The sequence below is a fragment of the Enterobacter cloacae complex sp. ECL352 genome, assembly GCF_020149545.1.
Classification (GTDB): Bacteria; Pseudomonadota; Gammaproteobacteria; order Enterobacterales; family Enterobacteriaceae; genus Enterobacter; species Enterobacter asburiae_B.
Genome location: NZ_CP083709.1, coordinates 2,627,243 through 2,653,714 on the forward strand (window position 1 = coordinate 2,627,243; position 26,472 = coordinate 2,653,714).

Annotated in this window: 26 protein-coding genes; 21 read left to right on the forward strand and 5 right to left on the reverse strand. The window is 56.9% G+C overall.

What is annotated here, in order from left to right; translation table 11 throughout:
* The 6 genes from livF to ugpQ all read left to right on the forward strand — a co-directional run bounded on the left by livF (position 1) and on the right by ugpQ (position 6,147).
* Positions 1-714: a high-affinity branched-chain amino acid ABC transporter ATP-binding protein LivF gene (livF, locus tag LBF07_RS12770; RefSeq protein ID WP_008500102.1), complete on the forward strand. Its 714-nt coding sequence runs from the start codon at positions 1-3 to the stop codon at positions 712-714.
* A gap of 444 nt (positions 715-1,158) precedes the next feature.
* The gene (gene ugpB, locus LBF07_RS12775; RefSeq protein WP_094935064.1) at positions 1,159-2,475 is read left to right on the forward strand and encodes a sn-glycerol-3-phosphate ABC transporter substrate-binding protein UgpB; all 1,317 of its coding nucleotides are present in this window, start codon (positions 1,159-1,161) and stop codon (positions 2,473-2,475) included.
* A 127-nt stretch (positions 2,476-2,602) separates the two neighbouring features.
* Positions 2,603-3,490, forward strand: coding sequence for a sn-glycerol-3-phosphate ABC transporter permease UgpA (gene ugpA, locus LBF07_RS12780; protein ID WP_023310026.1), 888 nt, complete (start codon positions 2,603-2,605; stop codon positions 3,488-3,490).
* Positions 3,487-4,332 (forward strand): sn-glycerol-3-phosphate ABC transporter permease UgpE, encoded by an 846-nt coding sequence (gene ugpE / locus LBF07_RS12785; RefSeq protein WP_033144397.1) that lies wholly within the window; start codon positions 3,487-3,489, stop codon positions 4,330-4,332. Before ugpA ends, ugpE begins: the two co-directional genes overlap by 4 nt.
* 1 nt (position 4,333) lies before the next feature.
* On the forward strand, positions 4,334-5,404 hold the full coding sequence (locus tag LBF07_RS12790) for a sn-glycerol-3-phosphate import ATP-binding protein UgpC (RefSeq protein ID WP_094935063.1): 1,071 nt from the start codon (positions 4,334-4,336) through the stop codon (positions 5,402-5,404).
* Complete coding sequence (gene ugpQ, locus LBF07_RS12795) at positions 5,401-6,147, forward strand: glycerophosphodiester phosphodiesterase (RefSeq protein WP_045888354.1); 747 nt, start codon at positions 5,401-5,403, stop codon at positions 6,145-6,147. The genes LBF07_RS12790 and ugpQ overlap by 4 nt, the downstream gene beginning before the upstream one ends.
* Here ugpQ and LBF07_RS12800 read toward each other — a convergent pair.
* Entirely contained in the window at positions 6,131-6,508 is a 378-nt protein-coding gene (locus LBF07_RS12800) for a DUF2756 family protein (protein ID WP_063440727.1), read from the reverse strand. The genes ugpQ and LBF07_RS12800 overlap by 17 nt on opposite strands.
* A 123-nt stretch (positions 6,509-6,631) precedes the next feature.
* Here LBF07_RS12800 and ggt point away from each other — a divergent pair, with 123 nt between their 5' ends.
* Entirely contained in the window at positions 6,632-8,377 is a 1,746-nt protein-coding gene (ggt, locus tag LBF07_RS12805) for a gamma-glutamyltransferase (protein ID WP_073001667.1), read from the forward strand.
* A gap of 106 nt (positions 8,378-8,483) precedes the next feature.
* Here ggt and yhhY read toward each other — a convergent pair whose 3' ends face one another.
* On the reverse strand, positions 8,484-8,972 hold the full coding sequence (gene yhhY / locus LBF07_RS12810) for an N-acetyltransferase (RefSeq protein ID WP_045143059.1): 489 nt from the start codon (positions 8,970-8,972) through the stop codon (positions 8,484-8,486).
* Between the two features lie 256 nt (positions 8,973-9,228).
* Here yhhY and LBF07_RS12815 point away from each other — a divergent pair, with 256 nt between their 5' ends.
* The 5 genes from LBF07_RS12815 to gntU all read left to right on the forward strand — a co-directional run bounded on the left by LBF07_RS12815 (position 9,229) and on the right by gntU (position 14,179).
* On the forward strand, positions 9,229-10,266 hold the full coding sequence (locus LBF07_RS12815) for an oxidoreductase (protein WP_094935062.1): 1,038 nt from the start codon (positions 9,229-9,231) through the stop codon (positions 10,264-10,266).
* A 122-nt stretch (positions 10,267-10,388) separates the two neighbouring features.
* Positions 10,389-11,084, forward strand: coding sequence for a pirin family protein (locus LBF07_RS12820; protein WP_003861565.1), 696 nt, complete (start codon positions 10,389-10,391; stop codon positions 11,082-11,084).
* A gap of 101 nt (positions 11,085-11,185) precedes the next feature.
* Positions 11,186-12,181, forward strand: a complete 996-nt coding sequence (gene gntR / locus LBF07_RS12825) for a gluconate operon transcriptional repressor GntR (protein WP_021242747.1) — start codon at positions 11,186-11,188, stop codon at positions 12,179-12,181.
* A 126-nt stretch (positions 12,182-12,307) separates the two neighbouring features.
* Entirely contained in the window at positions 12,308-12,835 is a 528-nt protein-coding gene (gntK, locus tag LBF07_RS12830; protein WP_094935061.1) for a gluconokinase, read from the forward strand.
* A 3-nt stretch (positions 12,836-12,838) separates the two neighbouring features.
* Positions 12,839-14,179, forward strand: coding sequence for a gluconate transporter (gntU, locus tag LBF07_RS12835; RefSeq protein WP_010436459.1), 1,341 nt, complete (start codon positions 12,839-12,841; stop codon positions 14,177-14,179).
* Positions 14,180-14,298: 119 nt separating this feature from the next.
* Here the strand turns inward: gntU and plsB are convergent, their stop codons facing one another.
* Positions 14,299-16,719, reverse strand: a complete 2,421-nt coding sequence (gene plsB, locus LBF07_RS12840) for a glycerol-3-phosphate 1-O-acyltransferase PlsB (protein WP_033144402.1) — start codon at positions 16,717-16,719, stop codon at positions 14,299-14,301.
* A 154-nt stretch (positions 16,720-16,873) separates the two neighbouring features.
* Between plsB and LBF07_RS12845 the strand changes: the two genes are divergently transcribed.
* The 4 genes from LBF07_RS12845 to LBF07_RS12860 all read left to right on the forward strand — a co-directional run bounded on the left by LBF07_RS12845 (position 16,874) and on the right by LBF07_RS12860 (position 19,690).
* The gene (locus LBF07_RS12845) at positions 16,874-17,242 is read left to right on the forward strand and encodes a diacylglycerol kinase (RefSeq protein WP_023334158.1); all 369 of its coding nucleotides are present in this window, start codon (positions 16,874-16,876) and stop codon (positions 17,240-17,242) included.
* A gap of 108 nt (positions 17,243-17,350) precedes the next feature.
* Positions 17,351-17,959 carry a transcriptional repressor LexA gene (gene lexA, locus LBF07_RS12850; protein WP_023310039.1) on the forward strand — a complete coding sequence of 203 codons (609 nt, stop codon included), beginning with the start codon at positions 17,351-17,353 and terminating at the stop codon, positions 17,957-17,959.
* A gap of 63 nt (positions 17,960-18,022) precedes the next feature.
* A complete protein-coding gene (gene dinF / locus LBF07_RS12855; RefSeq protein WP_094935060.1) occupies positions 18,023-19,360 on the forward strand; it encodes an MATE family efflux transporter DinF in 1,338 nt (445 codons plus the stop codon).
* A gap of 120 nt (positions 19,361-19,480) precedes the next feature.
* Positions 19,481-19,690, forward strand: coding sequence for a CsbD family protein (locus LBF07_RS12860; protein ID WP_094935059.1), 210 nt, complete (start codon positions 19,481-19,483; stop codon positions 19,688-19,690).
* Positions 19,691-19,759: 69 nt separating this feature from the next.
* Here LBF07_RS12860 and zur read toward each other — a convergent pair whose 3' ends face one another.
* Entirely contained in the window at positions 19,760-20,272 is a 513-nt protein-coding gene (gene zur, locus LBF07_RS12865; RefSeq protein WP_094935058.1) for a zinc uptake transcriptional repressor Zur, read from the reverse strand.
* A 114-nt stretch (positions 20,273-20,386) separates the two neighbouring features.
* On the opposite strand from zur, the gene LBF07_RS12870 reads away from it, so the two are divergent.
* From LBF07_RS12870 to pspG, 4 genes are all read left to right on the forward strand, one after another.
* On the forward strand, positions 20,387-20,875 hold the full coding sequence (locus LBF07_RS12870) for a cupin domain-containing protein (protein ID WP_023310041.1): 489 nt from the start codon (positions 20,387-20,389) through the stop codon (positions 20,873-20,875).
* A gap of 172 nt (positions 20,876-21,047) precedes the next feature.
* Positions 21,048-22,358 (forward strand): conjugal transfer protein TraF, encoded by a 1,311-nt coding sequence (locus LBF07_RS12875; RefSeq protein WP_033144404.1) that lies wholly within the window; start codon positions 21,048-21,050, stop codon positions 22,356-22,358.
* A gap of 82 nt (positions 22,359-22,440) precedes the next feature.
* Positions 22,441-23,436: a tRNA dihydrouridine(20/20a) synthase DusA gene (gene dusA, locus LBF07_RS12880; protein WP_045355242.1), complete on the forward strand. Its 996-nt coding sequence runs from the start codon at positions 22,441-22,443 to the stop codon at positions 23,434-23,436.
* 136 nt (positions 23,437-23,572) lie between these two features.
* Complete coding sequence (gene pspG / locus LBF07_RS12885) at positions 23,573-23,815, forward strand: envelope stress response protein PspG (protein WP_023310044.1); 243 nt, start codon at positions 23,573-23,575, stop codon at positions 23,813-23,815.
* A gap of 184 nt (positions 23,816-23,999) precedes the next feature.
* Here the strand turns inward: pspG and LBF07_RS12890 are convergent, their stop codons facing one another.
* The gene (locus tag LBF07_RS12890) at positions 24,000-24,983 is read right to left on the reverse strand and encodes a quinone oxidoreductase (protein WP_094935057.1); all 984 of its coding nucleotides are present in this window, start codon (positions 24,981-24,983) and stop codon (positions 24,000-24,002) included.
* A gap of 66 nt (positions 24,984-25,049) precedes the next feature.
* Between LBF07_RS12890 and dnaB the strand changes: the two genes are divergently transcribed.
* Positions 25,050-26,462 (forward strand): replicative DNA helicase, encoded by a 1,413-nt coding sequence (dnaB, locus tag LBF07_RS12895; RefSeq protein WP_023310046.1) that lies wholly within the window; start codon positions 25,050-25,052, stop codon positions 26,460-26,462.
* The last annotated feature ends 10 nt before the right edge of the window (positions 26,463-26,472 follow it).

Here is a 26,472-nt window from a genome sequence, read left to right on the forward strand (position 1 = left end):
ATGGAAAAAGCGATGTTAACGTTCGACAAGGTCAACGCGCACTACGGCAAGATCCAGGCGCTGCACGACGTCAGCCTGCATATCAATCAGGGTGAAATCGTGACCCTGATTGGCGCCAACGGCGCGGGCAAAACCACGCTGCTCGGCACCCTGTGCGGCGACCCGCGCGCCACCAGCGGGCGGATTGTGTTCGATGGTAAAGACATTACCGACTGGCAGACCGCCAGAATCATGCGCGAGGCGGTGGCTATTGTTCCGGAAGGGCGCCGCGTCTTCTCCCGCATGACGGTGGAAGAGAACCTGGCGATGGGCGGGTTCTTCGCTCACCGCGATGAATACCAGACCCGCATCAAGTGGGTATATGAACTCTTCCCGCGCCTGTGGGAGCGCCGCATCCAGCGTGCGGGCACCATGTCCGGCGGTGAGCAGCAGATGCTGGCGATTGGCCGCGCGCTGATGAGCCAGCCGCGCCTGCTGCTGCTGGACGAACCGTCGCTCGGTCTGGCGCCGATCATCATCCAGCAGATTTTCGACACCATCGAGCAGCTGCGCAAAGAGGGGATGACCATCTTCCTCGTCGAGCAGAACGCCAACCAGGCGCTGAAGCTCGCCGATCGTGGCTACGTGCTGGAGAACGGCCGCGTGGTGCTGGAGGATACCGGCGACGCGCTGCTGGCGAACGAAGCGGTGCGGAGCGCGTATCTGGGCGGATAGGTAAAAGCAAAAAGGCAACGCAAGTTGCCTTTTTTAGTGTTTTCTCCCTCTCCCCGTGGGAGAGGGCGGGGTGAGGGCACCAGACCGCACGAGGTAAAAGCAAAAAGGCAACGCAAGTTGCCTTTTTTAGTGTCTTCTCCCTCTCCCTGTGGGAGAGGGTTGGGGTGAGGGCACCAGACCGCACGAGGTAAAAGCAAAAAGGCAACGCAAGTTGCCTTTTTTAATGTTTTCTCCCTCTCCCCGTGGGAGAGGGGCGGGGTGAGGGCACCAGACAGCACCTAAACCACACCGCCAACCCCCTTCACACAACCATCATCCCCCTGACGCCTGGCTGTCACTTATCTGTAAACAAACAGTTATTTTTCTGTAATTCGAGCATGTCATGTTACCTCGCGAGCATAAAACGCGTGATATCGCGCATCCGGCACAATAAGAGAGATGACAATGACATCGTTACGACACACAGCTTTGGGTCTGGCACTGGGTCTGGCTTTTGCGACGAACGCAATGGCTGTCACCACCATTCCGTTCTGGCATTCCATGGAAGGGGAGTTGGGTAAAGAAGTTGACTCCCTGGCGCAGCGTTTCAACGACACCCATCAGGATTACAAAATTGTGCCGGTGTACAAAGGCAACTACGAGCAGAGCCTGAGCGCGGGCATCGCCGCCTTCCGTACCGGTAACGCACCGGCGCTGTTGCAGGTTTATGAAGTGGGTACCGCCACCATGATGGCCTCCAAAGCCATCAAACCGGTCTATGAAGTGTTCAAAGAAGCGGGTATCAACTTCGATGAGTCGCAGTTCGTGCCGACCGTAGCGGGTTACTACACCGATTCCAAAACCGGCCACCTGCTGTCTCAGCCGTTTAACAGCTCCACGCCGGTGCTGTACTACAACAAAGACGCCTTCAAAAAAGCCGGTTTAGACCCGGAGCAGCCGCCAAAAACCTGGCAGGACCTGGCGGAGTACACCGCCAAGCTGAAGGCGGCGGGGATGAAGTGCGGCTACGCCAGCGGCTGGCAGGGCTGGATCCAGATTGAAAACTTCAGCGCCTGGCACGGTCTGCCGGTTGCGACCAAAAACAACGGCTTCGACGGCACCGACGCGGTCCTGGAGTTCAACAAGCCTGAGCAGGTGAAACATATCGCGCTGCTTGCCGATCTGAACAAGAAGGGCGACTTCAGCTACTTCGGACGTAAAGACGAATCCACCGAGAAGTTCTACAACGGCGACTGCGCCATTACCACCGCCTCTTCCGGTTCGCTGGCGGATATCCGCCACTACGCCAAATTCAACTACGGCGTGGGCATGATGCCGTACGACGCTGACGTGAAGGGCGCGCCGCAGAACGCCATCATCGGCGGAGCGAGCCTGTGGGTGATGCAGGGTAAAGACAAGGGCACCTACAAAGGCGTAGCCGAATTCCTCGACTTCCTGGCGAAGCCTGAAAACGCCGCCGAGTGGCATCAGAAGACCGGCTACCTGCCGATCACCAAAGCCGCGTACGACCTGACCCGCGAGCAGGGCTTCTACAGCAAGAACCCGGGCGCGGACATCGCGACGCGTCAGATGCTGAACAAGCCGCCATTGCCGTTCACCAAGGGTCTGCGTCTGGGCAACATGCCGCAGATCCGCACCATCGTGGATGAAGAGCTGGAAAGCGTGTGGACCGGGAAGAAAACGCCACAGCAGGCGCTGGACTCTGCGGTAGAGCGCGGGAATCAGCTGCTGCGCCGCTTTGAGCAGTCGACCAAATCGTAATTCAAACCTGCCCCTCACCCTAACCCTCTCCCCATAGGGGAGAGGGGACTGCGCGGAGCCGTCTTTTCTCCCTCGCCCCTTTGGGGAGAGGGACGGGGTGAGGGGTGAATACCTACAGAGCAAACCTATGTCATCATCCCGTCCGGTGTTTCGTTCCCGCTGGCTGCCCTATCTTCTGGTCGCACCGCAGCTGGTCATCACCGTTATCTTCTTTATCTGGCCTGCGGGCGAAGCGCTGTGGTACTCGGTACAAAGCGTCGATCCGTTCGGGCTCTCCAGCCAGTTTGTTGGCCTGGACAACTTTACCGCACTGTTCCACGACAGCTACTACCTGGACTCCTTCTGGACGACGATGAAGTTCAGCGCGCTGGTGACCGTCAGCGGTCTGGTTGCCTCGCTGTTTTTCGCCGCGCTGGTGGACTACGTGGTGCGCGGCAGCCGTATTTATCAAACCCTGATGCTGCTGCCTTACGCCGTGGCTCCCGCCGTCGCCGCCGTACTGTGGATCTTCCTGTTTAACCCGGGGCGCGGGTTGATTACCCATTTCCTGGCCGAACTGGGCTACGACTGGAACCATGCCCAGAACAGCGGTCAGGCGATGTTCCTGGTGGTGTTCGCCTCGGTGTGGAAGCAGATCAGCTACAACTTCCTGTTCTTCTTTGCCGCGCTGCAGTCCATTCCGCGCTCGCTGGTGGAAGCCGCGGCAATTGACGGCGCAGGGCCCATTCGTCGCTTCTTCAGGCTGTCGCTGCCGCTGATCGCCCCGGTGAGTTTCTTCCTGCTGGTGGTTAACCTCGTGTACGCCTTCTTCGACACCTTCCCGGTGATCGACGCGGCGACCGCAGGCGGCCCGGTGCAGGCGACCACGACGCTTATCTATAAGATCTATCGCGAAGGCTTCGCCGGTCTGGATCTCTCCGCCTCTGCCGCGCAGTCGGTCGTGCTGATGTTCCTCGTCATCATCCTCACGGTGGTGCAGTTCCGCTATGTCGAAAGTAAGGTGCGCTACCAATGATTGAGAACCGTCGCGGGCTGACGATTTTCAGCCATACCATGCTGATTTTAGGGATCATCGTCATCCTCTTCCCGCTGTACGTGGCGTTTGTCGCCGCCACGCTGGACACCAAAGCGGTGTTCGACACGCCGATGACGCTGATCCCCGGCGGGCATCTGTTCGAGAACATGAAGACCATCTGGACCCAGGGCGTGGGCGCCAACAGCGCGCCGTTCTGGCTGATGATGCTCAACAGCTTCATCATGGCGTTTGGCATTACGGTCGGCAAAATTACGGTGTCGATGCTTTCGGCCTTCGCCATCGTCTGGTTCCGCTTTCCGCTGCGTAACCTCTTCTTCTGGATGATTTTTATCACCCTGATGCTACCGGTAGAGGTGCGTATCTTCCCGACGGTAGAAGTGATTGCCAACCTGAAGCTGCTCGACAGCTACGCGGGCTTAACCCTGCCGCTGATGGCCTCGGCGACCGCCACCTTCCTGTTCCGCCAGTTCTTTATGACCCTGCCGGACGAGCTGATTGAAGCGGCGCGTATCGACGGCGCGTCGCCGATGCGCTTCTTCCGCGACATCGTGCTGCCGCTGTCGAAAACCAACCTCGCGGCGCTGTTTGTGATCACCTTTATCTACGGCTGGAACCAGTACCTGTGGCCGCTGCTGATTATTCAGGACGTTAACCTCGGTACCGCCGTGGCGGGCATCAAAGGCATGATCGCCACCGGCGAAGGCACCACGCTCTGGAACCAGGTGATGGCGGCGATGCTGCTCACCCTTATCCCACCCGTAGTCATTGTTTTAGCCATGCAGCGCGCGTTTGTCCGCGGCCTGGTCGATAGCGAGAAATAAGATGGCAGGTTTAAAACTTCAGGCAGTAACCAAAAGCTGGGATGGCAAAACCCAGGTGATTCAGCCGCTGACGCTCGACGTGGCGGACGGGGAATTTATCGTGATGGTCGGGCCGTCCGGCTGCGGCAAATCCACCCTGCTGCGCATGGTGGCGGGGCTGGAGCGCGTGACCTCCGGGGATATCTGGATTGACCGCCAGCGCGTCACCGAGATGGAGCCGAAAGACAGAGGCATTGCGATGGTGTTCCAGAACTACGCCCTCTATCCGCACATGAGCGTAGAAGAGAACATGGCCTGGGGGCTGAAAATCCGCGGGATGGGCAAAGGCCATATTGACGAGCGGGTGAAAGAGGCGGCGCGAATTCTCGAGCTGGACGGCCTGCTGAAGCGCCGCCCGCGCGAGCTCTCCGGCGGCCAGCGCCAGCGCGTGGCGATGGGGCGCGCCATCGTGCGCGATCCGGCGGTATTCCTCTTCGACGAGCCGCTCTCTAACCTCGACGCCAAGCTGCGCGTGCAGATGCGCCTTGAGCTGCAGCAGCTGCACCGTCGCCTGAAAACTACCTCCCTGTACGTGACCCACGATCAGGTCGAAGCCATGACCCTCGCCCAGCGCGTGATGGTGATGAACAAAGGCATCGCCGAGCAGATTGGCACTCCGGTGGAAGTGTACGAGAAACCGGCCACCCGCTTTGTGGCGAGCTTTATCGGCAGCCCGGCAATGAACCTGCTGGAAGGGCGTATAAGCAACACGGGCACGCATTTTGAGCTGGAAAGCGGGATGGCGTTGCCGATCAACTGGTACTATCGTGGCTACGCCGGGCGTAAGATGACGCTCGGTATCCGCCCCGAGCATATCGTTTTAACCTCTCAGGCGGACGGCGGCGTGCCGCTGGTGATGGACACGCTGGAGATGTTGGGTGCAGATAACCTGGCGCACGGGCGCTGGGGCGAACAAAAAATGGTGGTGCGCCTGGCACATCAGGAGCGTCCGAAAGCAGGCAGCACGCTGTGGCTGCACCTGCCGGAAAACCATCTGCACCTGTTTGACGGTGAAACAGGACAACGAGTATGAGCAACTGGCCTTATCCCCACGTCGTCGCCCACCGGGGCGGCGGTAAGCTGGCGCCGGAGAACACCCTGGCGGCAATTGACGTCGGCGCGCGCTACGGTCACACGATGATCGAGTTCGACGCCAAGCTGTCGAAAGACGGCGAAATTTTCCTGCTGCATGACGATAATCTCGAACGCACCAGCAACGGCTGGGGCGTGGCGGGCGAGCTGCCGTGGCGCGATCTGCTGAAGGTGGACGCCGGAAGCTGGTACAGCGGCGAATTCAAAGGCGAACCGCTGCCGCTGCTGGCGGAAGTGGCCGATCGCTGTCGCCAGCACGGCATGATGGCCAATATCGAAATCAAACCGACCACCGGCACCGGGCCGCTGACGGGCAAAGTCATTGCCCTTGCCGCGCGCGAGCTGTGGGAAGGGATGACCGCTCCGCTGCTGTCATCATTTGAAATCGATGCGCTGGAGGCCGCACAGGCGGCCGTGCCGGAGCTGCCGCGCGGGCTGCTGCTTGACGAGTGGCGCGAGGACTGGCGCGAACTGACGACACGCTTAGCGTGCGTTTCTATCCATCTCAACCACAGGCTGCTGGATGAGGCGCGGGTGAAGATGCTGAAGGACGCGGGTCTGCATATTCTGGTCTACACGGTTAACAAACCCCAGCGCGCAGCCGAACTGCTGCGCTGGGGCGTGGACAGTATCTGTACCGATGCAATCGACCTGATCGGCCCGGACTTTAGTTCTGCGGATTAAGCATGCTGCCATTCGACTGCGGCGGCAGCATGTGCTGCTGTCCGCTGCCTGACGACGTCATTCCCCCTAACATCCCGCCGTTTTTATTCGGCAGCGGTTGCTCGCGCATCTGCCCCTGCTGCACGCGCTGGGTGTTGGCGTTCATCTGATTTTGCAGGCTTTGCTGCTGCATTTGGGTCTGCGTTTTAAGCTGCTGATTAAGCATTCCTTTCTGCTGCTGTTGCTGGCTCATCATCTCCGTCTGCATACGCTGCTGGCTCGGGATAACGTAACCCTGCTGGTTCGGGTTGTTCATGGTGTTGAGTGGCTGTGCGAGCGCGGCAAACGGGATCAGCGCCGTAAGGATCCATAAGCGTTTCATTGTCATTTCCTCCTTTTGAGGTCTCTCTTAAGTTTACCCCGATTTCACCATGACGATGATTTTTTAGGAGTTGTGAACCAGGCTTAAGCGGGGAATATGGATCCCTTCACCTGGAGAACAATAATGATGAAACCAACGTTTTTGCGCTGGGTCGCCATCGCCGCGCTGATGGCAGGCGGTACATTTAGCGTGGCGGCCAACCCGCCAGCGGCGCCTCCGGTCTCTTACGGCGTGGAGGAAGATGTTTTTCATCCCGTGCGGGCAACCCATGGCATGGTGGCGTCGGTGGATGCGCTGGCAACAAAAGTGGGCGTCGATATTCTCAGGCAGGGCGGTAACGCGGTGGATGCAGCGGTCGCCGTCGGCTATGCGCTGGCGGTGACGCATCCGCAGGCGGGGAACCTGGGCGGCGGCGGCTTTATGATGCTGCGTACCAAAGACGGCAAAACCACCGCCATCGATTTCCGCGAAATGGCGCCTTCTCAGGCGTCCCGCGATATGTTCCTCGACGATCAGGGTAACCCTGACAGCAAAAAATCCCTGACTTCGCACCTCGCCACCGGCACGCCGGGCACCGTTGCGGGCTTCTCGCTGGCGCTGGAAAAATACGGCACGATGCCGCTGAACAAGGTGGTGCAGCCTGCCATCAAGCTGGCGCGCGACGGCTTTGTGGTAAACGATGCGCTGGCGGACGATCTCAAGACCTATGGCAGCGAAGTCATTCCGAATCACGAAAACAGCAAGGCCATCTTCTGGAAAGACGGTGAGCCCCTGAAGAAGGGCGATAGGCTGGTGCAGAAGAACCTCGCCAAAAGCCTGGAGCTGATTGCGGAGCACGGTCCGGACGCCTTCTACAAAGGGGCAATTGCCGACCAGATTGCGGAAGAGATGCAAAAGAACGGCGGGCTCATCACCAAAGCGGATCTTGCGGAATACAAGGCGGTGGAGCGCGAGCCGATTAGCGGTACCTATCGCGGATACGAGGTCTTCTCCATGCCGCCGCCGTCTTCCGGTGGGATCCACATCGTGCAGATCCTCAATATTCTCGAAAACTTCGATATGCACAAGTTCGGCTTCGGCAGCGCGGACGCCATGCAGGTGATGGCGGAAGCGGAAAAACGCGCCTACGCCGACCGGTCGGAATATCTCGGCGATCCGGACTTCGTGAAGGTGCCGTGGCAGGCGCTGACCAACAAGGCGTATGCTAAATCCATTGCCGATCAGATCGACATCAACAAGGCTAAACCGTCGAGCGAGATCCGCCCCGGCAAGCTGGCGCCGTATGAAAGCAACCAGACCACCCACTTCTCGGTGGTGGATAAAGACGGTAACGCGGTGGCGGTGACGTACACGCTCAACACCACCTTCGGCACCGGGATTGTGGCGGGCAACAGCGGCATTCTGCTGAACAACGAGATGGATGACTTCTCTGCCAAACCGGGCGTGCCGAACGTCTACGGGCTGGTGGGCGGCGATGCGAATGCGGTAGGGCCGAAGAAACGTCCGCTGTCGTCCATGTCGCCCACCATTGTCGTGAAAGACGGGAAAACCTGGCTGGTGACCGGCAGCCCTGGCGGCAGCCGTATTATCACCACCGTGCTGCAGATGGTGGTGAACAGCATCGACTTTGGGATGAACGTCGCCGAAGCGACCAACGCTCCGCGTTTCCATCACCAGTGGCTGCCGGACGAGCTGCGCGTGGAGAAGGGCTTTAGCCCTGACACCATCAAGCTGCTGGAACAGCGCGGGCAGAAGGTGGCGGTGAAGGAGGCGATGGGCAGCACCCAGAGCATTATGGTCGGGCCGGACGGGGCGCTGTTTGGCGCGTCGGATCCGCGGTCGGTGGATGATTTGTCGGCGGGGTATTAACGATTCCCCTCACCCTAACCCTCTCCCCGAAGGGGAGAGGGGATTGCACGGTGCGGTCTTTTCTCCCTCGCCCCTGTGGGGAGAGGGCCGGGGTGAGGGGAGTGTGTCACTTCATTCGCGCCATATAATACGCGTCCACATATTCACCGTTGCGCAGGGCATAGCGTTTGCCGGTGCCTTCAATTTCGAACCCGTGTTTTTTGTACACCGCAATCGCCGGTTCGTTATCGACAAATACCGTCAGCTCAATGCGGTCAACGCGCAGCCAGTTATCGCACATATCAATCATGGTGCGCATCAGAGCGCTGGCAACGCCCCGGTTTTGCCACTGCGCGCCGACACAAATCCCAAAATCAGCCACATGGCTGCGGCGCGGGCGTTGCGCGACGACGATGCACAGATGGCCAGCGACATGACCGTCTATGCAGGCGACGAGCTGCTTGATGCCGGGCTGGTCGGATAGCCGTTCTTGCCACATTTGCTCAGAGGGATGAGGAACCTGTAGTGTGTTGTGGTACACCTCCGGCTGGGCGTGGATCTGACGAATGGCGTCATAATCTTTCGGTTCCGCATGGCGTATCACTATCTCACTCATTCCTTGTTCCTCAGTCAGTTAAACGTCCCTTCCAACATCAATGACTTTAAAATTTGAGTCAACCGCTATTTTTTGCAAAAAGTATTGGACAAGTGCGAATGAGAATGATTATTATTGCTCTGCATTCAGGAAGACCGCTACGGGAACCTGAAAGCACGACATTGCTCACATTGCTTCCAGTATTACTTTAGCCAGCTTTTAGCTGGCTTTTTTTTTGTTATGGTTAGACTCAGTAACCTTCCAAAAGGACTGAGCCATGACACTACATTGCGCATTTATTGGATTTGGTAAAAGTACGACCCGCTACCACCTGCCGTATGTTCTCAACCGTAAAGACAGCTGGCACGTCGCGCACATCTTCCGCCGCCGCGCGAAGCCGGAAGAGCAATCCCCGCAGTATTCTCATATCCATTTCACCAGCGATCTTGATGAAGTACTTAACGATCCGCAGGTCAAACTGGTTGTTGTCTGCACCCACGCCGACAGCCATTTTGACTATGCGAAACGCGCGCTGGAAGCGGGTAAAAACGTGCTGGTGGAAAAGCCGTTCACCCCAACTATCGCCGAAGCAAAAGCGCTGTTCGCGCTGGCGAAAAGTAAAGGCCTGACCGTTACGCCGTATCAGAACCGTCGCTTTGACAGCTGCTTCCTGACGGCGAAAAAGGCGATTGAAAGCGGCAAGCTGGGCGACATTGTGGAAATCGAAAGCCACTTCGATTACTACCGTCCGGTGGCGGAAACCCAACCCGGCCTGCCGCAGGACGGCTCGTTCTATGGTCTGGGCGTGCATATGATGGACCAGATCATCTCTCTGTTTGGCCGACCGGACCACGTGGCGTATGACATCCGCAGCCTGCGTAACAAAGCCAACACGGACGACACCTTTGAAGCGCAGCTGTTCTACGGCGACCTGAAGGCCATCGTCAAAACCAGCCATCTGGTGAAAATCGACTATCCGAAATTTATCGTTCACGGCACCAAAGGATCGTTCATTAAGTACGGCATCGACCAACAGGAGACCAGCCTGAAGGCCAACATCATGCCGGGTGAACCGGGCTTTGCGGCGGATAATTCCGTGGGCGTGCTGGAGTATGTGAACGATGAGGGCGTAACGGTCAGGGAAGAGCTGAAACCGGAAATTGGCGACTATGGCCGCGTCTACGATGCGCTGTATGAAACTCTCACAACTAGCGCGCCGAATTACGTCAAGGAATCTGACGTTCTGACCAACCTGGAAATCCTCGAGCGGGCCTTTGAGCAGGCTTCTCCTGCCACGGTAACCCTCGCGAAATAAGCAAAAACGGCTCCTCTGCGCTTGTTCATAATTTTTGAACAGAGGAGTCAATTTTCACCCTCTATGATCCCAGGCGGTTTACGTCCACACTTACTCCATCGAAACGAACTGAGGGTGAAACAATGATCTACTTACGCAAAGCAAACGAACGTGGTCACGCGAATCATGGCTGGCTGGACTCATGGCATTCATTCTCGTTTGCCGACTACTACGACCCGAACTTCATGGGCTTCTCCGCACTGCGCGTGATTAACGACGACGTGATTGATGCAGGCCAGGGCTTCGGTACCCACCCGCACAAGGACATGGAAATCCTGACCTATGTGCTGGAAGGGGCGGTGGAACACCAGGACAGCATGGGCAACAAAGAGCAGGTTCCGGCGGGCGAGTTCCAGATTATGAGTGCGGGTACCGGGGTGCGTCACTCCGAGTACAACCCGAGCAAAACGGAAAAACTGCACCTGTATCAAATCTGGATCATTCCAGAAGAGACCGGCATCACGCCGCGCTACGAGCAGCGCCGCTTCGACGCGAAACAGGGCAAACAGCTGGTGCTGTCCCCGGATGCACGTGAAGGTTCTCTGAAGGTTCATCAGGATATGGAGCTGTACCGCTGGGCGCTGGCGAAAGACGAACAGTCTGTGCACCAGATTGCCGCCAACCGCCGCGTCTGGATCCAGGTGGTGAAAGGTGAAGTGTCCATCAACGGCACCAAAGCGACAACCGCCGATGGCCTCGCCGTCTGGGATGAGCAGGCGCTTTCCGTGCATGCCGACAGCGAAAGTGAAATTCTGCTGTTTGACCTGCCGCCGGTGTAATAAATCATAAATAAATGCCCATCCTTCCCTTTGACAGGGGAAGGATGGGCTTTGTCCGTGATAAACTGAGCAAATCTCTCACTTCAAGATTTCTCAGGACGATGAAAAAGAAACGCCCCGTACTTCAGGATGTCGCCGATCGCGTCGGTGTGACCAAAATGACGGTCAGCCGTTTTTTACGTAACCCGGAACAGGTTTCCGTGGCGTTGCGTGGCAAGATTGCCGCGGCTCTTGATGAACTGGGTTATATCCCCAACCGCGCGCCCGATATTCTCTCCAATGCGACCAGTCGTGCGGTGGGCGTCCTGCTTCCTTCCCTGACCAACCAGGTTTTCGCCGAAGTTTTGCGCGGCATTGAAAGCGTCACCGATGCTTTTGGCTATCAGACCATGCTCGCCCACTACGGGTACAAGCCGGAACTGGAAGAGGAACGTCTTGAATCGATGCTTTCCTGGAATATCGACGGCCTGATTTTAACGGAACGTACCCATACTGCCCGCACGCTCAAAATGATCGAAGTGGCCGGTATCCCGGTGGTGGAGCTGATGGACAGCCAGTCGCCGTGCCTCGATATCGCCGTGGGGTTCGATAACTTCGAAGCGGCGCGCCAGATGACGGCGGCCATCATTGCCCGTGGGCATCGTCATATCGCCTATCTGGGTGCGCGTCTTGATGAACGTACTATCATCAAACAGAAGGGATACGAGCAGGCGATGCTCGACGCGAACTTAACCCCCTACAGCGTGATGGTGGAGCAGTCCTCTTCCTATACGTCGGGTATTGAGCTGATGCGTCAGGCACGACGTGAGTATCCGCAACTGGACGGTATTTTCTGTACCAACGATGACCTTGCGGTCGGCGCGGCGTTTGAGTGTCAGCGTCTGGGGCTCAAGATCCCGGATGATATGGCAATTGCCGGTTTCCACGGCCACGACATTGGCCAGGTGATGGAGCCGCGTCTGGCGAGCGTCCTGACCCCGCGTGAACGTATGGGCCGCATTGGCGCAGAACGCCTGCTGGCGCGCATTCGTGGCGAGACGGTTACCCCAAAAATGTTAGATTTAGGTTTCACCTTGTCACCGGGTGGATCTATTTGAACTGACAAATTTGAAGTAGCTCACACTTATTCACTTCGCGCACGTTTGGATATTGCTTCTCTTTTGCCCCGGCAGGACAATGTTACCGATAACTGTTACCCGTAACAATTGACTGAGGGACACCCTTTGAGCACGACTAATCACGATCACCACGTCTACGTCCTGATGGGCGTTTCCGGTAGCGGGAAATCAGCCGTAGCCAGCGAAGTGGCGCATCAACTCCAGGCTGCGTTCCTTGATGGCGACTTCCTCCATCCGCGCAGCAACATCATGAAAATGGCCTCCGGCGAGCCGCTGAACGACGACGACCGCAAACCGTGGTTGCAGGCGCTGAATGACGCCGCGTTCGCCATGCAGCGTACCAACAAAGTCTCCCTGATCGTCTGCTCTGCGCTGAAAAAAACCTACCGCGAACTGCTGCGCGACGGCAACCCGAACCTCTCTTTCATCTACCTGAAAGGGGATTTCGAGGTGATTGAAAGCCGTCTGAAGGCGCGTAAAGGTCACTTCTTCAAAACCCAGATGCTGGTGACGCAGTTCGAAGCGCTGCAGGAGCCGGGTGAAGATGAGAAAGATGTCTTAGTGGTTGATATCGATCAGTCACTGGAAGGTGTTGTTGCCAGCACCATCGAGGTCATTAATAAAAGGCAGTAAGTTTTGAGTACATTAACGCTAGTTTTGACAGCAGTGGGTTCCGTGTTGCTGCTGCTGTTTTTAGTGATGAAGGCGCGTATGCACGCTTTTGTCGCTTTGATGGTGGTTTCTATAGGTGCAGGTCTCTTTTCCGGTATGCCGCTCGACAAGATCGCCGCGACGATGGAAAAAGGGATGGGAGGCACGCTGGGCTTCCTGGCGATTGTGGTCGCCCTTGGCGCGATGTTTGGCAAGATTTTGCACGAGACGGGCGCGGTCGACCAGATTGCCGTCAAGATGCTGAAATCCTTTGGCCACAGCCGCGCGCACTACGCGATTGGTCTGGCTGGCCTGATTTGCGCGCTGCCGCTGTTCTTCGAAGTGGCCGTTGTGCTGCTGATAAGCGTCGCGTTCTCCATGGCGCGCCATACCGGCACTAACCTCGTGAAGCTGGTTATTCCGCTGTTTGCGGGCGTGGCGGCGGCCGCAGCGTTTCTGCTGCCGGGGCCTGCGCCGATGCTGCTGGCGTCCCAGATGCACGCTGACTTTGGCTGGATGATCCTGATTGGTCTGTGCGCGGCAATCCCGGGGATGATTATTGCCGGTCCGCTGTGGGGCAACTTCATCAGCCGTTACGTTGAGCTGCATATTCCGGACGACATCACCGAGCCGCACCTGGGCGAGGGCAAAATGCCGTCCTTCGGCTTCAGCCTGTCGCTGATCCTGCTCCCGCTGGTTCTCGTGGGTCTGAAAACCATCGCCGCGCGCTTTGTGCCGGTAGGTTCCAGCGCCTACGAATGGTTCGAGTTCATCGGCCACCCGTTCACGGCGATCCTGGTGGCCTGTCTGGTGGCGATTTACGGCCTGGCGATGCGTCAGGGAATGCCAAAAGACCGGGTGATGGAGATCTGCGGTGCCGCGCTGCAGCCTGCGGGTATTATCCTGCTGGTGATCGGCGCTGGCGGCGTGTTCAAGCAGGTGCTGGTGGATTCCGGCGTGGGTCCGGCTCTGGGCGAAGCGCTGACCGGGATGGGCCTGCCGATTGCGGTCACCTGCTTCGTGCTGGCTGCGGCGGTGCGTATCATCCAGGGTTCCGCAACCGTGGCGTGCTTAACCGCCGTGGGTCTGGTGATGCCGGTGATTGAACAGCTGAACTATTCCGGTGCGCAGATGGCGGCGCTGTCTATTTGTATCGCGGGCGGTTCGATTGTGGTCTCTCACGTTAACGACGCGGGCTTCTGGCTGTTCGGTAAATTTACCGGCGCCACCGAAGCGCAAACCCTGAAAACCTGGACGCTGATGGAAACCATCCTTGGCACGACGGGCGCCATTGTCGGGATGATTGCTTTCACACTGCTGAGCTGAATGCGGTGATTTAACAAGGCTCAAAAATAAGGCCCGGTAGCGTTAACGCTTACCGGGCCTTTATATTATGCAGAACGCCAGGCCGGGTCAGGTGAAACCACCAACCCGGCTTTTTCACATCACTCGCCCTGCGTCGCGCTCTCGATCGTCAAACGCACATCCGACGTAATGAGTTCGGCCAGCATCTGGTACACCTTCAGCGTCTCTTCCGGCTCGGCATCTCCCGTATCGCTGATGTAGCCTTCATCACGCAGCGTCAGGACCAGAGAGCTGAAGACCGCTTTGTCGAAGAACTCCGGGGCGTTAATGCCGTGCAGAACGGACAGGCGCTGTGCCAGCGTCCGGCTCTCTTTCTCCAGCGTGCCGCGGTTGATAGACGGGTTCGCACTCAGCAGCCAGAACGTAATGGCGTAGCGCTGCAGCGTTTCGCGCGCACCGGCCGCAAGCAGTTGCAGAGTTCGGGAACGCGACGGATTGATGTGCAGCTCGTCGTTTGAGACGGTGATCAGCCCCTGACGACGCAGCTCTTCCGTCAGTTTGTCCAGTTCGCCCGCCAGCTCGTCTTTGCTCCAGCGCAGGAACAGCTCCGCTTTCAGCATCGGATAGAGCGTCTCAACGTGACGCAATAGCTCCTGACGCGAAATACGGCGATGCTGGGTGATGATAGCCGCCATGAGCGACGGCAGCATCAGCATATGGGTGATGTTGTTGCGGTAGTAGGTCATCAGCACTGCCTGCTCGCGCGGCAGAATAATGATGTCGCCGATCGTGTCCTTTTCGACTTCAAACTTGTTCATCTGCAGCGCGTGATCGATAAGCTCACTGGCGGTAGCAGAAGGCACGGTTGAATCAACGGAATACGGCACGTTGCGCATCATGTCCAGATAGCAATCCAGCTGCTCCGTGAGCTGTTCGCGGGTCAGCGAGCGCTGACGCGAAGCCAGAAGCGCCGTACAGCACAGGTTCATGGCGTTAGCCGCACCGGCGTTGTTAATACGCACCATCAGCTCGGACGCGATGCCGTTGACCGTTGGCGTCAGCCAGGCCGGACGAATCGCTTCGATAGGATCGATGGACTCGCGCCACTCGGGAACGTGATGGTTCAGATACGTCATCAGCGGCATGGGTTCGCCGAAGTTCACGTAGCCCTGACCGAGGTTGCGTAGCTTGCTCAAACCGCGCAGCATCTGCGGCAGGCTCTCTTTCTCTTTGGTCGCACCGCGCAGCTCTTTGGCGTACGTGCCCACTTCCATCACGTGCTCATAGCCAATGTAGATTGGCACCAGCGTGATTGGACGGGTTCCTCCGCGCAGCATCGCCTGAATGGTCATCGACAGCGTGCCGGTCTTCGGATCGAGCAGACGTCCGGTACGGGAACGACCGCCTTCCACGAAGTACTCCACGGAATAGCCGCGGCTGAACAGCTCGCCCAGATACTCGCGGAACACGGTGGAGTAGAGCTTGTTGCCCTTGAAGGTGCGACGGATAAAGAACGCGCCCAGGCGGCGGAAAATCGGACCTGCTGGCCAGAAATTCAGGTTGATACCGGCAGCAATGTGCGGCGGTACCAGCCCCTGGTGATAGAGCACGTAGGAAAGAAGCAGGTAGTCCATGTGGCTGCGGTGGCAGGGAACATAGACAATCTCATGGCCATCGTGCGCCAGCTGACGCACACGTTCAGCATTATGAACGTTGATGCCCTGATACAGGCGGTTCCAGGTAAAGCCGAGAATACGATCGGACAGGCGAATCATCTCGTAAGAGAAGTTCGCTGCAATCTCTTCCATCAGCGCAATGGCGTTCTGCTGGGCTTTCTCATGCGATATTTTCTTGCTGCGCGCTTCGTCTTCAACGGCGCGGGCAATCGCTTTGGAGGCCAGCAGCTTGTTGAACAGATCCTGACGCGCCGGGAGACGCGGTCCTACGGCAGCGAGGCGCTGGCGGGCGAAGTGCATACGCGCCACGCGCGCCAGTTTTTGCGCGATGATCTTGTCGGTACCGTGCTCGTCCGCCATACGACGCAGCGAAACGGAAGGGGAGAAACGCACAAAGCTGTCGCGTCCCAGCCAGGAGACCGCGAAGAACTTCTGGATGCCGTTAAGCATGCGCAGCGGCGGATTCTCTTCACCTTTTTCACGGCCCGGACGACGACCAAACATCACCGATACCGGCACCATCTGCACATCCAGATCGGGGTTGCTGCGGTGCAGGTCAAGATAGTCGTGGAACAGCTTGATGGACTCTTCTTTTGGCGTGTAGTAGGTAAACACGCGCGGTCCACCGTGAATGAACACGTAGCGCGGCAGCAGCGTACCGTCAACTTCAAGCGGTTCAAGCGGGTCCGGTAAGTCATGCGCCAGACACTGGGCGCGAAGCGTCAGTAAGTCTGCCTTCGAGTTATAAGGCAAAACGTACATAATAGGACGCGAGGTATCGAGCCCCAATTCCAGCGCGGGTTCTGCTGGGATAGACTTGCTTTTTACCAGGATGCTTAATGGTAAATTAAGTAATTTGTAGTAAATTCGTGGCCAGCCGGACATAAACGATGTAAAGCCTCTGGTTAATAATGCAATTGCGGCGCAAGGATAACAGAAAGCGCGCAAAATTTCTGTTGTTACCCGTCATACTTCAGGCTGTAGCGAAACGCGCTACAGTTCCTGTTACTGACGCTTTTTTTCATAAAAGGTTCTTTTAATGGCCAATAATACCACTGGGTTAACGCGTATCATCAAAGCCGCCGGCTATTCATGGAAAGGTTTCCGTGCCGCGTGGATCAACGAAGCCGCCTTTCGCCAGGAGGGCGTCGCCGCTATCATCGCGGTGATCATCGCCTGTTTCCTTGATGTTGATGCTATTACCCGCGTACTTCTAATCGGTTCCGTGCTTCTGGTGATGATAGTGGAAATTCTTAATAGCGCTATTGAAGCCGTTGTTGATCGCATTGGTTCAGATTTCCACGAGCTTTCTGGCCGCGCAAAAGACATGGGCTCTGCTGCCGTGTTGCTGGCGATTATCACTGCCGTTATCACCTGGGTCACGCTGCTTTGGTCACATTTCCGATGAGCCTCGAGGAATAATTAAGTCCCTGGTTTTTTGTGCAGTTTTTGGTTCCAAAATCGCCTTTGACTGTATATACTCACAGCATAACTGTATATACACCCAGGGGGCGGAATGAAAGCGTTAACGACCAGGCAGCAAGAGGTGTTTGATCTCATCCGGGATCATATCGGCCAGACGGGTATGCCACCCACGCGTGCGGAAATCGCGCAGCGTCTGGGCTTCCGTTCTCCGAATGCTGCCGAAGAACACCTGAAAGCGCTGGCGCGTAAAGGCGTGATTGAGATTGTTTCAGGCGCGTCACGCGGTATCCGCCTGCTGGTGGAAGAAGAGACGGGCATTCCGCTGATAGGCCGTGTTGCCGCCGGTGAGCCTTTACTGGCACAGCAACATATTGAAGGCCACTACCAGGTCGATCCTGGCATGTTCAAACCGAGCGCAGATTTCCTGCTGCGCGTTAGCGGTATGTCGATGAAAGACATCGGTATTCTTGATGGCGATCTGCTTGCGGTGCACAAAACGCAGGATGTGCGTAACGGCCAGGTAGTTGTCGCGCGCATTGATGATGAAGTTACCGTCAAGCGTCTGAAAAAACAGGGTAACACCGTTCAGCTGCTGCCTGAAAACAACGAGTTCTCCCCGATTGTGGTCGATCTCCGCGAACACAACTTCTCTATCGAAGGACTGGCGGTTGGGGTCATTCGCAACGGTGAATGGCTGTAATCTCTTCCTGACAGGCTATGGCGCCGCTGTAGCCTGCTTCATTCTCCACTCCCGGTATTTTTCATGTCACTGCTGACGGAATCAGATAAGGCATTGTGGCGTCTCGCTCTGCCGATGATTTTTTCCAATATCACCGTGCCCTTGCTGGGGCTGGTCGATACTGCCGTTATTGGTCATCTTGATTCGCCTGTTTATCTTGGCGGCGTGGCGATTGGCGCAACGGCAACCAGCTTCCTGTTTATGCTGCTGCTCTTTTTGCGCATGAGCACCACCGGACTCACGGCACAGGCTTATGGTGCAAAAGATCCGCTGCGTCTGGCGCGCGCGCTGGTCCAGCCGCTGATCCTTGCGCTTGGCGCGGGAGTGTTAATCGTTTTATTACGTACGCCCCTGATCGACCTTGCGCTCCATGTTGTTGGCGGCAGCGAGGCGGTACTGGCGCAGGCGCGACGTTTCCTTGAAATTCGCTGGCTCAGCGCGCCCGCCTCGCTGGCAAACCTGGTTCTGCTGGGGTGGCTACTGGGCGTTCAGTACGCCCGTGCGCCAGTGATTTTGCTGGTGGTAGGCAACCTTCTCAACATTGTGCTGGATGTCTGGCTGGTAATGGGCCTGAATATGAACGTGCAGGGCGCGGCGCTGGCGACGGCGATTGCCGAATACGGAACCTTGATTATCGGTCTGTGGATGGTCTGGCGCGTGCTGGCGATGCGCGGGATCTCCCTGGCGCTGCTCAAAACCGCATGGCGCGGCAATATCCGTAGGCTGCTGGCGCTCAATCGTGACATCATGCTGCGCTCGCTGCTGCTTCAGCTCTGCTTCGGCGCGCTGACGGTTTTCGGGGCCCGACTGGGGCCAGAAATCGTCGCGGTCAACGCGGTATTGATGACGCTGCTGACCTTTACCGCCTACGCGCTGGACGGATTTGCCTATGCGGTAGAAGCGCATTCCGGGCAGGCGTACGGGGCGCGCGAAAGCGAGCAGCTTAGGGACGTCTGGCGGGCAGCCTGCCGCCAGTCTGGGCTGGTGGCGCTGGCGTTTGGCCTGGTTTACGCCTGCTTTGGTGAGCAAATTGTCGCGTTGCTTACGTCTCTTCCTGCGCTGCGCGAGCTGGCGAGTCACTATCTCATCTGGCAAGTCATCTTACCGGTGGTCGGCGTCTGGTGTTATCTGCTGGACGGCATGTTCATTGGTGCGACGCGCGGAGCGGAAATGCGTAACAGCATGGCGGTCGCGGCGGCCGGGTTTGGTCTGACGCTGCTGACGCTTCCCTGGCTGGGTAATCACGGTTTGTGGCTGGCCCTGGCCGTTTTCCTCTCGCTGCGAGGGATATCGCTGGCTTTTATCTGGCACCGCCACTGGCAAAACGATACCTGGTTCCCTTCACGTCACGATATATCGTGACGGTTAAAGATTCCGAATATGAAATCAACTGCCGAATCCTTAACTACAATAATTATCACGTCCAGCAGAAAAGAACGTAACGGACGTTACGACCCGACGCTTAACTAAGAGGACACGATGATGAATAAAGACGAAATCGGCGGCAACTGGAAGCAGTTCAAAGGTAAAGCGAAAGAACAGTGGGGTAAGCTGACCGATGACGATATGACCGTCATTGAAGGTAAACGCGATCAGCTTGTCGGTAAAATCCAGGAGCGTTACGGCTACGCGAAAGACCAGGCGGAAAGAGAAGTGGGCGACTGGGAAAAACGCAACGACTACCGCTGGTAACCGGGCTATACCCGCAAGTACAAGGAAGTACACCCTGAGGGCGGCCATGAGCCGCCTTTTCTTTTGCCGTTAACGCGGTTTTTTCTTCACAAGAATAGAGTGGTCGTGCTGACACGCGTCCTGATGACGGCAGGCTTCCACTTCCACGCAGGCAGAGCACAGTCCGTGCGCTTCAATCACGTTATGACGCAGGGCAAAACCCATTTTCGCCGCCAGCGTATGCATAATATCTTCCACGCCTTCCGCAGCCTCTTCTTTCACCACGCCGCAGCGGTCGCAGATAAACATCGCCGATGTATGGGTGGGCTGATCGAACAGATGGCACAACACATAGCTGTTTGTGGACTCAACTTTGTGCACGAATCCTTGTACCAGCAGGAAATCCAGGGCGCGATACACGGTCGGAGGTTTCGCCTGCGGCTCGCTTTCGCGGAGCAGGTCCAGCAGATCGTAGGCGCTGATAGCACCCTGCTGCAGGCTCATCAGACGTAAGACTTCAAGGCGCTGCGGAGTCAGGCGCACATTGCGTTGCGAACACAGCTTTTCGGCCTGCGCTAACAGCTCTTTTGTGGACTTATCCATTTAGCACCCCGGATGTTATAGGACGGAAACCCCTACTTTATCATGTTCTGGTAAAAACGCCGAGATCCGCCAGTCTGTGCTATACCTGACCCATTGCAAACCGGGAAATAAACAATGAAAAAACCTGACTGTATTCGACACTGGCGCGACGTTGAAGGCGCGGATGATTCGACCTATCCAGATAGCGATGAGCGTTTTTCTATCGGCGCCCCGTTGGCTCGCAAGCTTGGGCTCGGGCGCATTGGTATCCATCACGAGCGTTTACCGCCCGGGCGCAGGACGTCCTATCCGCACGCGGAAAGCGATGAAGAAGAGTTCGTTTATGTGCTCGAAGGTCATCCAGAAGCGTGGATCAATGGCTATTTATGGAAACTTGAACCGGGCGACAGCGTGGGGTTTCCTGCCGGAACCGGTATCTGCCACACCTTTATCAACAACACGGACGAAGAGGTGCGGTTACTGGTCGTTGGCGAGGCCAACAAAAAGCACAACCGCATCTACTATCCGCTCAACCCCGTGTATGCCGCTACCCGTGAGGATCGCTGGGTAGACCACCCGCCCCAGTTTTTTGGACCGCATGATGGAAAACCTGGGAAAAAATAATTTCCTCTTCTATAAATATTGAGGGCCGTCACAAAATATAACAGGCCGTAAGGGAGTTTTACTTAGGGATAGAAATAGCGGGTCTTTTACTACTTATTCACAGCAATAGTTCGTTCCTGTTTGGGTGATAACAGACAGGGGTTATTTCATAACAGACTATAACGGGCATACTGTGAAAAAAAATTTTAAATTTTCGGTGGTTAGTATCGCTGTTTCCTTGTTTATGGCAAATCAGGCGGGAGCAGCCAATACCTGGACAGAATCACGTAGCGACGCAATGGGTGGCACTGGCGTTGCCTCCGGGAGCTATGGTAGCGGGGCGTTAATCAACCCTGCGTTGCTGGCAAAGGCAAAACCGGACGATGATGTGACGGTCATTTTGCCGTCCGTTGGCGTACAGGTGACGGATGAGGACAATCTTCAGGACGAGATTGATACCATCAACGACAAAATCAATCACTATAAGGATGTGGTTGATGACCTCACGCCAAGGGAGATCATCACCAATCCGTTAGGTTCCATTAATCAATTCCAGGGCGCGGCCAAAGATCTGGCCGATGAGCTGGACTATCTCAAGGGTAAAACCGCACGCGCGACGGCAGGTGCTGGGCTTGCCGTGAGTATCCCTAACGATGTGCTTTCCGTGGCCTTTATGGCGAAAGGCTACGCCCATGGGCGGGTGAGTTCGTCTATCGATCAGCAAGATATTGATTATCTGCGCGGTATTCAACAAAGCAAGGTGGTGGCTGCCGGTGTTGCCCTGGACGCTGCGCTGAACGGCACGGATCAAATCACTAAAAATCTCAACTCAACGGCGTCTGGCCGGGCAGCGATTGTGTCCGACTATGGTGTTGCCGTTGCCCGTCAGTTTGACCTCGGCGGTGTCCCTGTTTCCGTGGGCGTGACGCCAAAGCTGCAAAAAACCTGGGTCTATAACTACACCACGTCAATCTACGATTACGACAGTAACAAGTGGAACGACAGCCGCTACCGCACGGACGACACGGGCTTTAACGTCGATGCCGGTATCGCGGCTGATTTCGGCGAACACTGGACGGTTGGCGTGAGCGGTCAAAACCTGATGTCGCGCGATATCGACACCAAAGATATCCGTATCCGCAACGGCCGGACGGGAGAAGTGGTGAGCTACAAAGACACCTACCAGATCCGTCCGCTGGTGACCGCCGGCGCCGCCTGGCATAACGACCTGGTGACGCTGACCGCCGATGGCGATCTGACGGAAACCAAAGGCTTCAAGAGCGAAGATACGTCGCAGTACGTGGGCGTCGGTGCTGAGGTTACGCCGCTCAGCTGGCTGGCGGTGCGTGCGGGCTATCGCGCGGACGTGAAGGGTAACGACAGCAATGTCTTTACCGGCGGTGTCGGCTTCGCGCCGTTCAGTACCGTTCATGTTGACCTGATGGGCCTGTACGGCGAGGACGAAACCTGGGGCGCCGGGGCTCAGCTGAGCATGACGTTCTAAAGTCCACCGGAGGCGCTGCGCCTCCGGCTTTTCTTTGTGCTATAGTAGCGCCCCTTTTCCACCAGATGCTTAAAACTTCGCCATGTCGTCAGAATTACAGACCGCTTTCCCTGCACACCGTTTCTCCATTGCGCCGATGCTCGACTGGACGGACAGACACTGTCGCTACTTCCTGCGCCAGCTCTCCCGCCATACGCTGCTGTACACCGAAATGGTGACCACGGGCGCAATCATTCACGGGAAGGGCGACTATCTGGCCTATAGCGAAGAAGAGCATCCGGTTGCCCTGCAGCTGGGCGGCAGCGATCCGGCCGCGCTGGCGCAGTGCGCGAAGCTGGCGGAAGAACGCGGCTACGACGAGATCAACCTGAACGTTGGCTGCCCGTCCGACCGCGTGCAGAACGGCATGTTTGGCGCCTGTCTGATGGGGAATGCACAGCTTGTAGCGGACTGTATCAAGGCGATGCGCGATGTGGTCTCCATTCCGGTAACGGTCAAAACCCGTATCGGCATTGACGACCAGGACAGCTACGAATTCCTGTGCGACTTCATCAACACGGTATCCGGGAAAGGCGAGTGTGAGATGTTCATCATCCACGCGCGAAAAGCCTGGCTCTCCGGCCTCAGCCCGAAAGAGAACCGTGAGATCCCGCCGCTGGACTATCCGCGCGTGTATCAACTGAAGCGTGACTTCCCGCACCTGACGATGTCCATCAACGGCGGCATCAAGTCGCTGGAAGAGGCCAAAGCGCATCTGGCGCATATGGATGGCGTGATGGTCGGCCGCGAGGCGTATCAGAATCCGGGCATTCTGGCGACGGTCGATCGCGAAATCTTTGGCATCGAAGGCGCGGACACCGATCCGGTTGCCGTCGTGCGTGCGATGTACCCCTACATTGAGCGTGAGTTGAGCAATGGCACCTATCTCGGTCATATCACCCGCCATATGCTTGGCCTGTTCCAGGGTATTCCGGGCGCGCGTCAGTGGCGCCGCTACCTGAGCGAGAATGCGCATAAAGCCGGAGCCGATATTGAGGTGCTGGAACATGCGCTGCGACTGGTGGCGGACAAGCGATAACTTTCGCTAAAAGTTCGTCAAATTCACCACGCCCTGCGAACGTTCGCGGGGCGTTTTGCTTTAATAACAACAGGTTAATACTGGCATGATTCTTGTAATGCTGACTGCATTACTCGGGAACTCGTGGGAGAGCACCATGCTGGAACTACTTTTTGTGATTGGCTTTTTTGTCATGCTGTTAGCGACAGGCGTTTCGCTGCTCGGCATTCTGGCGGCTATCGTGGTGGCGACGGTGGTCATGTTTATTGGCGGACTGTTTGCGCTGACGATCAAACTATTGCCGTGGCTACTGCTGGCCATTGCGGTCGTGTGGGTGATTCGGGCGATTAAAGCGCCAAAAGTGCCCAGTTATCAGCGCAATAACCGCTTCCGTTACTAAGGTATTGAGGGGTTCGTCACATACTTGTAACTTTTCCGGCGGCATGGCTTAGAACAGAATAGGATTTAGTTATCGAATCTGTCACTATGACTGCCGTTAAAGAATTCATCGAGCTGTACCCTACATACAGCCGAACTAAAAAAAGAAAGGGCTTCCCACGGGAAGCCCAATTTCTTTTTGGGGCTCAGGGAATCAACAAGCTCGACCCCTGCGTTGCCCGGCTCTCCAGCACCTCATGCGCACGCTGCGCATCGGTCAGCGCGAATTTCTGCGCATCTGCCACATCCACTTTGATGACCCCGCTGGCGATCAGCGAGAACAGCTCGTTGCTGGCTTCCTCAAGTTCTTCCCGGTTGGTGATGTATCCCTGCAGGGAAGGGCGAGTCACATACAGCGAACCTTTCTGATTCAGAATACCGAGGTTAACGCCGGTGACCGCGCCAGACGCATTGCCGAAGCTAATCATCAGACCACGGCGCTGCAGACAGTCCAGCGACGCCTCCCACGTGTCTTTCCCCACCGAGTCATACACCACGCGCACTTTTTTGCCGCTGGTGATCTCCTTCAGCCGCTCAACAATGCTCTCTTCACGGTAGTTAATCACCTGCCAGGCGCCCGCCTGCAGCGCGCGCTGCGCTTTTTGTGCATTTCCGACGGTGCCGATCAGCTTCGCGCCCAGCGCTTTTGCCCACTGACAGGCGATGAGCCCGACGCCACCCGCTGCGGCATGGAACAGGAACTGCTCGTCGGGCTTAATTTCATAGGTTTTGCGCAGCAGGTAGTAAACCGTCAGACCTTTCAGGAACGAGGCCGCCGCCTGCTCAAAGGAGATGGCGTTAGGCAGCAGGGCGGCTTTATCCGCCGGAATGTTGTGGACGGAGCTGTAAGCGCCCAGCGCAGACTGCGCGTACACCACGCGGTCGCCCTCTTTAATATGCTTAACCGCGCTGCCCACTTTGACGACGACACCGGCTGCCTCGGTGCCCAGGCCGCTCGGCATTGACGGCGGCGGGTAGAGACCGCCGCGAATATAGGTGTCGATGTAGTTAATGCCGATGGCTTTGTTTTCAACCTGCACTTCGTTTTCGCCAGGCGCGGCAGGGGTGAACTCCACCGCTTTCAGTACGTCTGGCCCACCGTGTTTCTGGAATTCAATGCGCGTTGCCATGCTCCCTCCGTAAGAAAAATATGGTAATCTTTCGACCCACTCTTTATCTCGGTAACTCCATTCACTATGGCAGGAAACAAACCCTTCAACAAACAGACTGAACCTCGCGAGCGTGATTTCCAGGTCGCAGGGTTAAAGGTCCCGCCGCACTCGATTGAAGCGGAACAGTCGGTGTTGGGCGGTTTAATGCTGGATAACGAGCGCTGGGACGACGTCGCCGAGCGCGTCGTGGCGGAAGATTTCTACACCCGCCCGCACCGCCACATCTTTACTGAAATGGCGCGCCTGCAGGAGTCGGGCAGTCCGATCGACCTGATCACGCTCGCGGAATCGCTGGAGCGTCTTGGTCAGCTCGACAGCTGCGGCGGGTTTGCCTATCTGGCGGAACTGTCAAAAAACACGCCTAGTGCAGCGAACATCAGCGCTTATGCCGATATCGTGCGCGAACGTGCCGTCGTCCGCGAGATGATTTCGGTGGCGAATGAGATCGCCGAAGCCGGTTTTGATCCACAGGGGCGTACCAGCGAAGACCTGCTCGATCTGGCTGAATCCCGCGTCTTTAAAATCGCCGAAAGCCGCGCCAATAAAGACGAAGGTCCAAAAAACATCGCCGATGTCCTCGACGCCACCGTTGCCCGTATCGAACAGCTGTTCCAGCAGCCGCACGACGGTGTGACCGGGGTAAACACCGGCTATGACGATTTGAACAAGAAAACCGCCGGTCTGCAGCCGTCGGATTTGATTATCGTCGCCGCGCGTCCGTCGATGGGTAAAACTACCTTTGCGATGAACCTCGTCGAAAACGCGGCGATGTTGCAGGATAAGCCGGTATTGATCTTCAGCCTTGAGATGCCCTCCGAGCAGATTATGATGCGTTCTCTGGCGTCGCTGTCGCGCGTGGATCAGACCCGCATTCGTACCGGCCAGCTCGATGATGAAGACTGGGCGCGCATTTCCGGCACCATGGGCATTCTGCTGGAAAAACGTAACATATATATCGATGACTCCTCCGGCCTGACGCCGACGGAAGTGCGCTCCCGCGCGCGCCGTATCGCCCGTGAACACGGCGGCATCGGCCTCATCATGATCGACTACCTTCAGCTGATGCGCGTCCCGTCGCTTTCCGACAACCGTACGCTTGAAATTGCGGAGATTTCCCGCTCGCTCAAGGCGTTAGCCAAAGAGCTGCACGTACCGGTCGTCGCGCTGTCGCAGCTGAACCGCTCTCTGGAACAACGTGCCGACAAGCGCCCGGTCAACTCTGACCTGCGTGAGTCCGGCTCCATCGAGCAGGATGCCGACTTAATCATGTTTATCTACCGTGATGAGGTTTATCACGAGAATAGCGACCTGAAAGGGATCGCCGAAATTATTATTGGTAAACAACGTAACGGCCCAATCGGGACGGTGCGTCTGACCTTTAACGGACAGTGGTCGCGTTTCGACAACTATGCCGGTCCTCAATATGATGATGAGTAATTTCTAAGGA

What these genes read in the sequence shown, in the direction of transcription:
- ggt (WP_073001667.1), top strand. Translation starts at nt 6,632, where the DNA reads ATGATGAAACCAACGTTTTTGCGCTGGGTCGCCATCGCCGCGCTGATG.
- LBF07_RS12815 (WP_094935062.1), top strand. Translation starts at nt 9,229, where the DNA reads ATGACACTACATTGCGCATTTATTGGATTTGGTAAAAGTACGACCCGC.
- ugpB (WP_094935064.1), top strand. Translation starts at nt 1,159, where the DNA reads ATGACATCGTTACGACACACAGCTTTGGGTCTGGCACTGGGTCTGGCT.
- lexA (WP_023310039.1), top strand. Translation starts at nt 17,351, where the DNA reads ATGAAAGCGTTAACGACCAGGCAGCAAGAGGTGTTTGATCTCATCCGG.
- yhhY (WP_045143059.1), bottom strand. Translation starts at nt 8,972, where the DNA reads ATGAGTGAGATAGTGATACGCCATGCGGAACCGAAAGATTATGACGCC.
- ugpE (WP_033144397.1), top strand. Translation starts at nt 3,487, where the DNA reads ATGATTGAGAACCGTCGCGGGCTGACGATTTTCAGCCATACCATGCTG.
- LBF07_RS12790 (WP_094935063.1), top strand. Translation starts at nt 4,334, where the DNA reads ATGGCAGGTTTAAAACTTCAGGCAGTAACCAAAAGCTGGGATGGCAAA.
- gntR (WP_021242747.1), top strand. Translation starts at nt 11,186, where the DNA reads ATGAAAAAGAAACGCCCCGTACTTCAGGATGTCGCCGATCGCGTCGGT.
- LBF07_RS12820 (WP_003861565.1), top strand. Translation starts at nt 10,389, where the DNA reads ATGATCTACTTACGCAAAGCAAACGAACGTGGTCACGCGAATCATGGC.
- ugpQ (WP_045888354.1), top strand. Translation starts at nt 5,401, where the DNA reads ATGAGCAACTGGCCTTATCCCCACGTCGTCGCCCACCGGGGCGGCGGT.
- dusA (WP_045355242.1), top strand. Translation starts at nt 22,441, where the DNA reads ATGTCGTCAGAATTACAGACCGCTTTCCCTGCACACCGTTTCTCCATT.
- plsB (WP_033144402.1), bottom strand. Translation starts at nt 16,719, where the DNA reads ATGTCCGGCTGGCCACGAATTTACTACAAATTACTTAATTTACCATTA.
- LBF07_RS12890 (WP_094935057.1), bottom strand. Translation starts at nt 24,983, where the DNA reads ATGGCAACGCGCATTGAATTCCAGAAACACGGTGGGCCAGACGTACTG.
- zur (WP_094935058.1), bottom strand. Translation starts at nt 20,272, where the DNA reads ATGGATAAGTCCACAAAAGAGCTGTTAGCGCAGGCCGAAAAGCTGTGT.
- LBF07_RS12870 (WP_023310041.1), top strand. Translation starts at nt 20,387, where the DNA reads ATGAAAAAACCTGACTGTATTCGACACTGGCGCGACGTTGAAGGCGCG.
- ugpA (WP_023310026.1), top strand. Translation starts at nt 2,603, where the DNA reads ATGTCATCATCCCGTCCGGTGTTTCGTTCCCGCTGGCTGCCCTATCTT.
- dnaB (WP_023310046.1), top strand. Translation starts at nt 25,050, where the DNA reads ATGGCAGGAAACAAACCCTTCAACAAACAGACTGAACCTCGCGAGCGT.
- LBF07_RS12845 (WP_023334158.1), top strand. Translation starts at nt 16,874, where the DNA reads ATGGCCAATAATACCACTGGGTTAACGCGTATCATCAAAGCCGCCGGC.
- LBF07_RS12800 (WP_063440727.1), bottom strand. Translation starts at nt 6,508, where the DNA reads ATGAAACGCTTATGGATCCTTACGGCGCTGATCCCGTTTGCCGCGCTC.
- LBF07_RS12860 (WP_094935059.1), top strand. Translation starts at nt 19,481, where the DNA reads ATGAATAAAGACGAAATCGGCGGCAACTGGAAGCAGTTCAAAGGTAAA.
- pspG (WP_023310044.1), top strand. Translation starts at nt 23,573, where the DNA reads ATGCTGGAACTACTTTTTGTGATTGGCTTTTTTGTCATGCTGTTAGCG.
- dinF (WP_094935060.1), top strand. Translation starts at nt 18,023, where the DNA reads ATGTCACTGCTGACGGAATCAGATAAGGCATTGTGGCGTCTCGCTCTG.
- livF (WP_008500102.1), top strand. Translation starts at nt 1, where the DNA reads ATGGAAAAAGCGATGTTAACGTTCGACAAGGTCAACGCGCACTACGGC.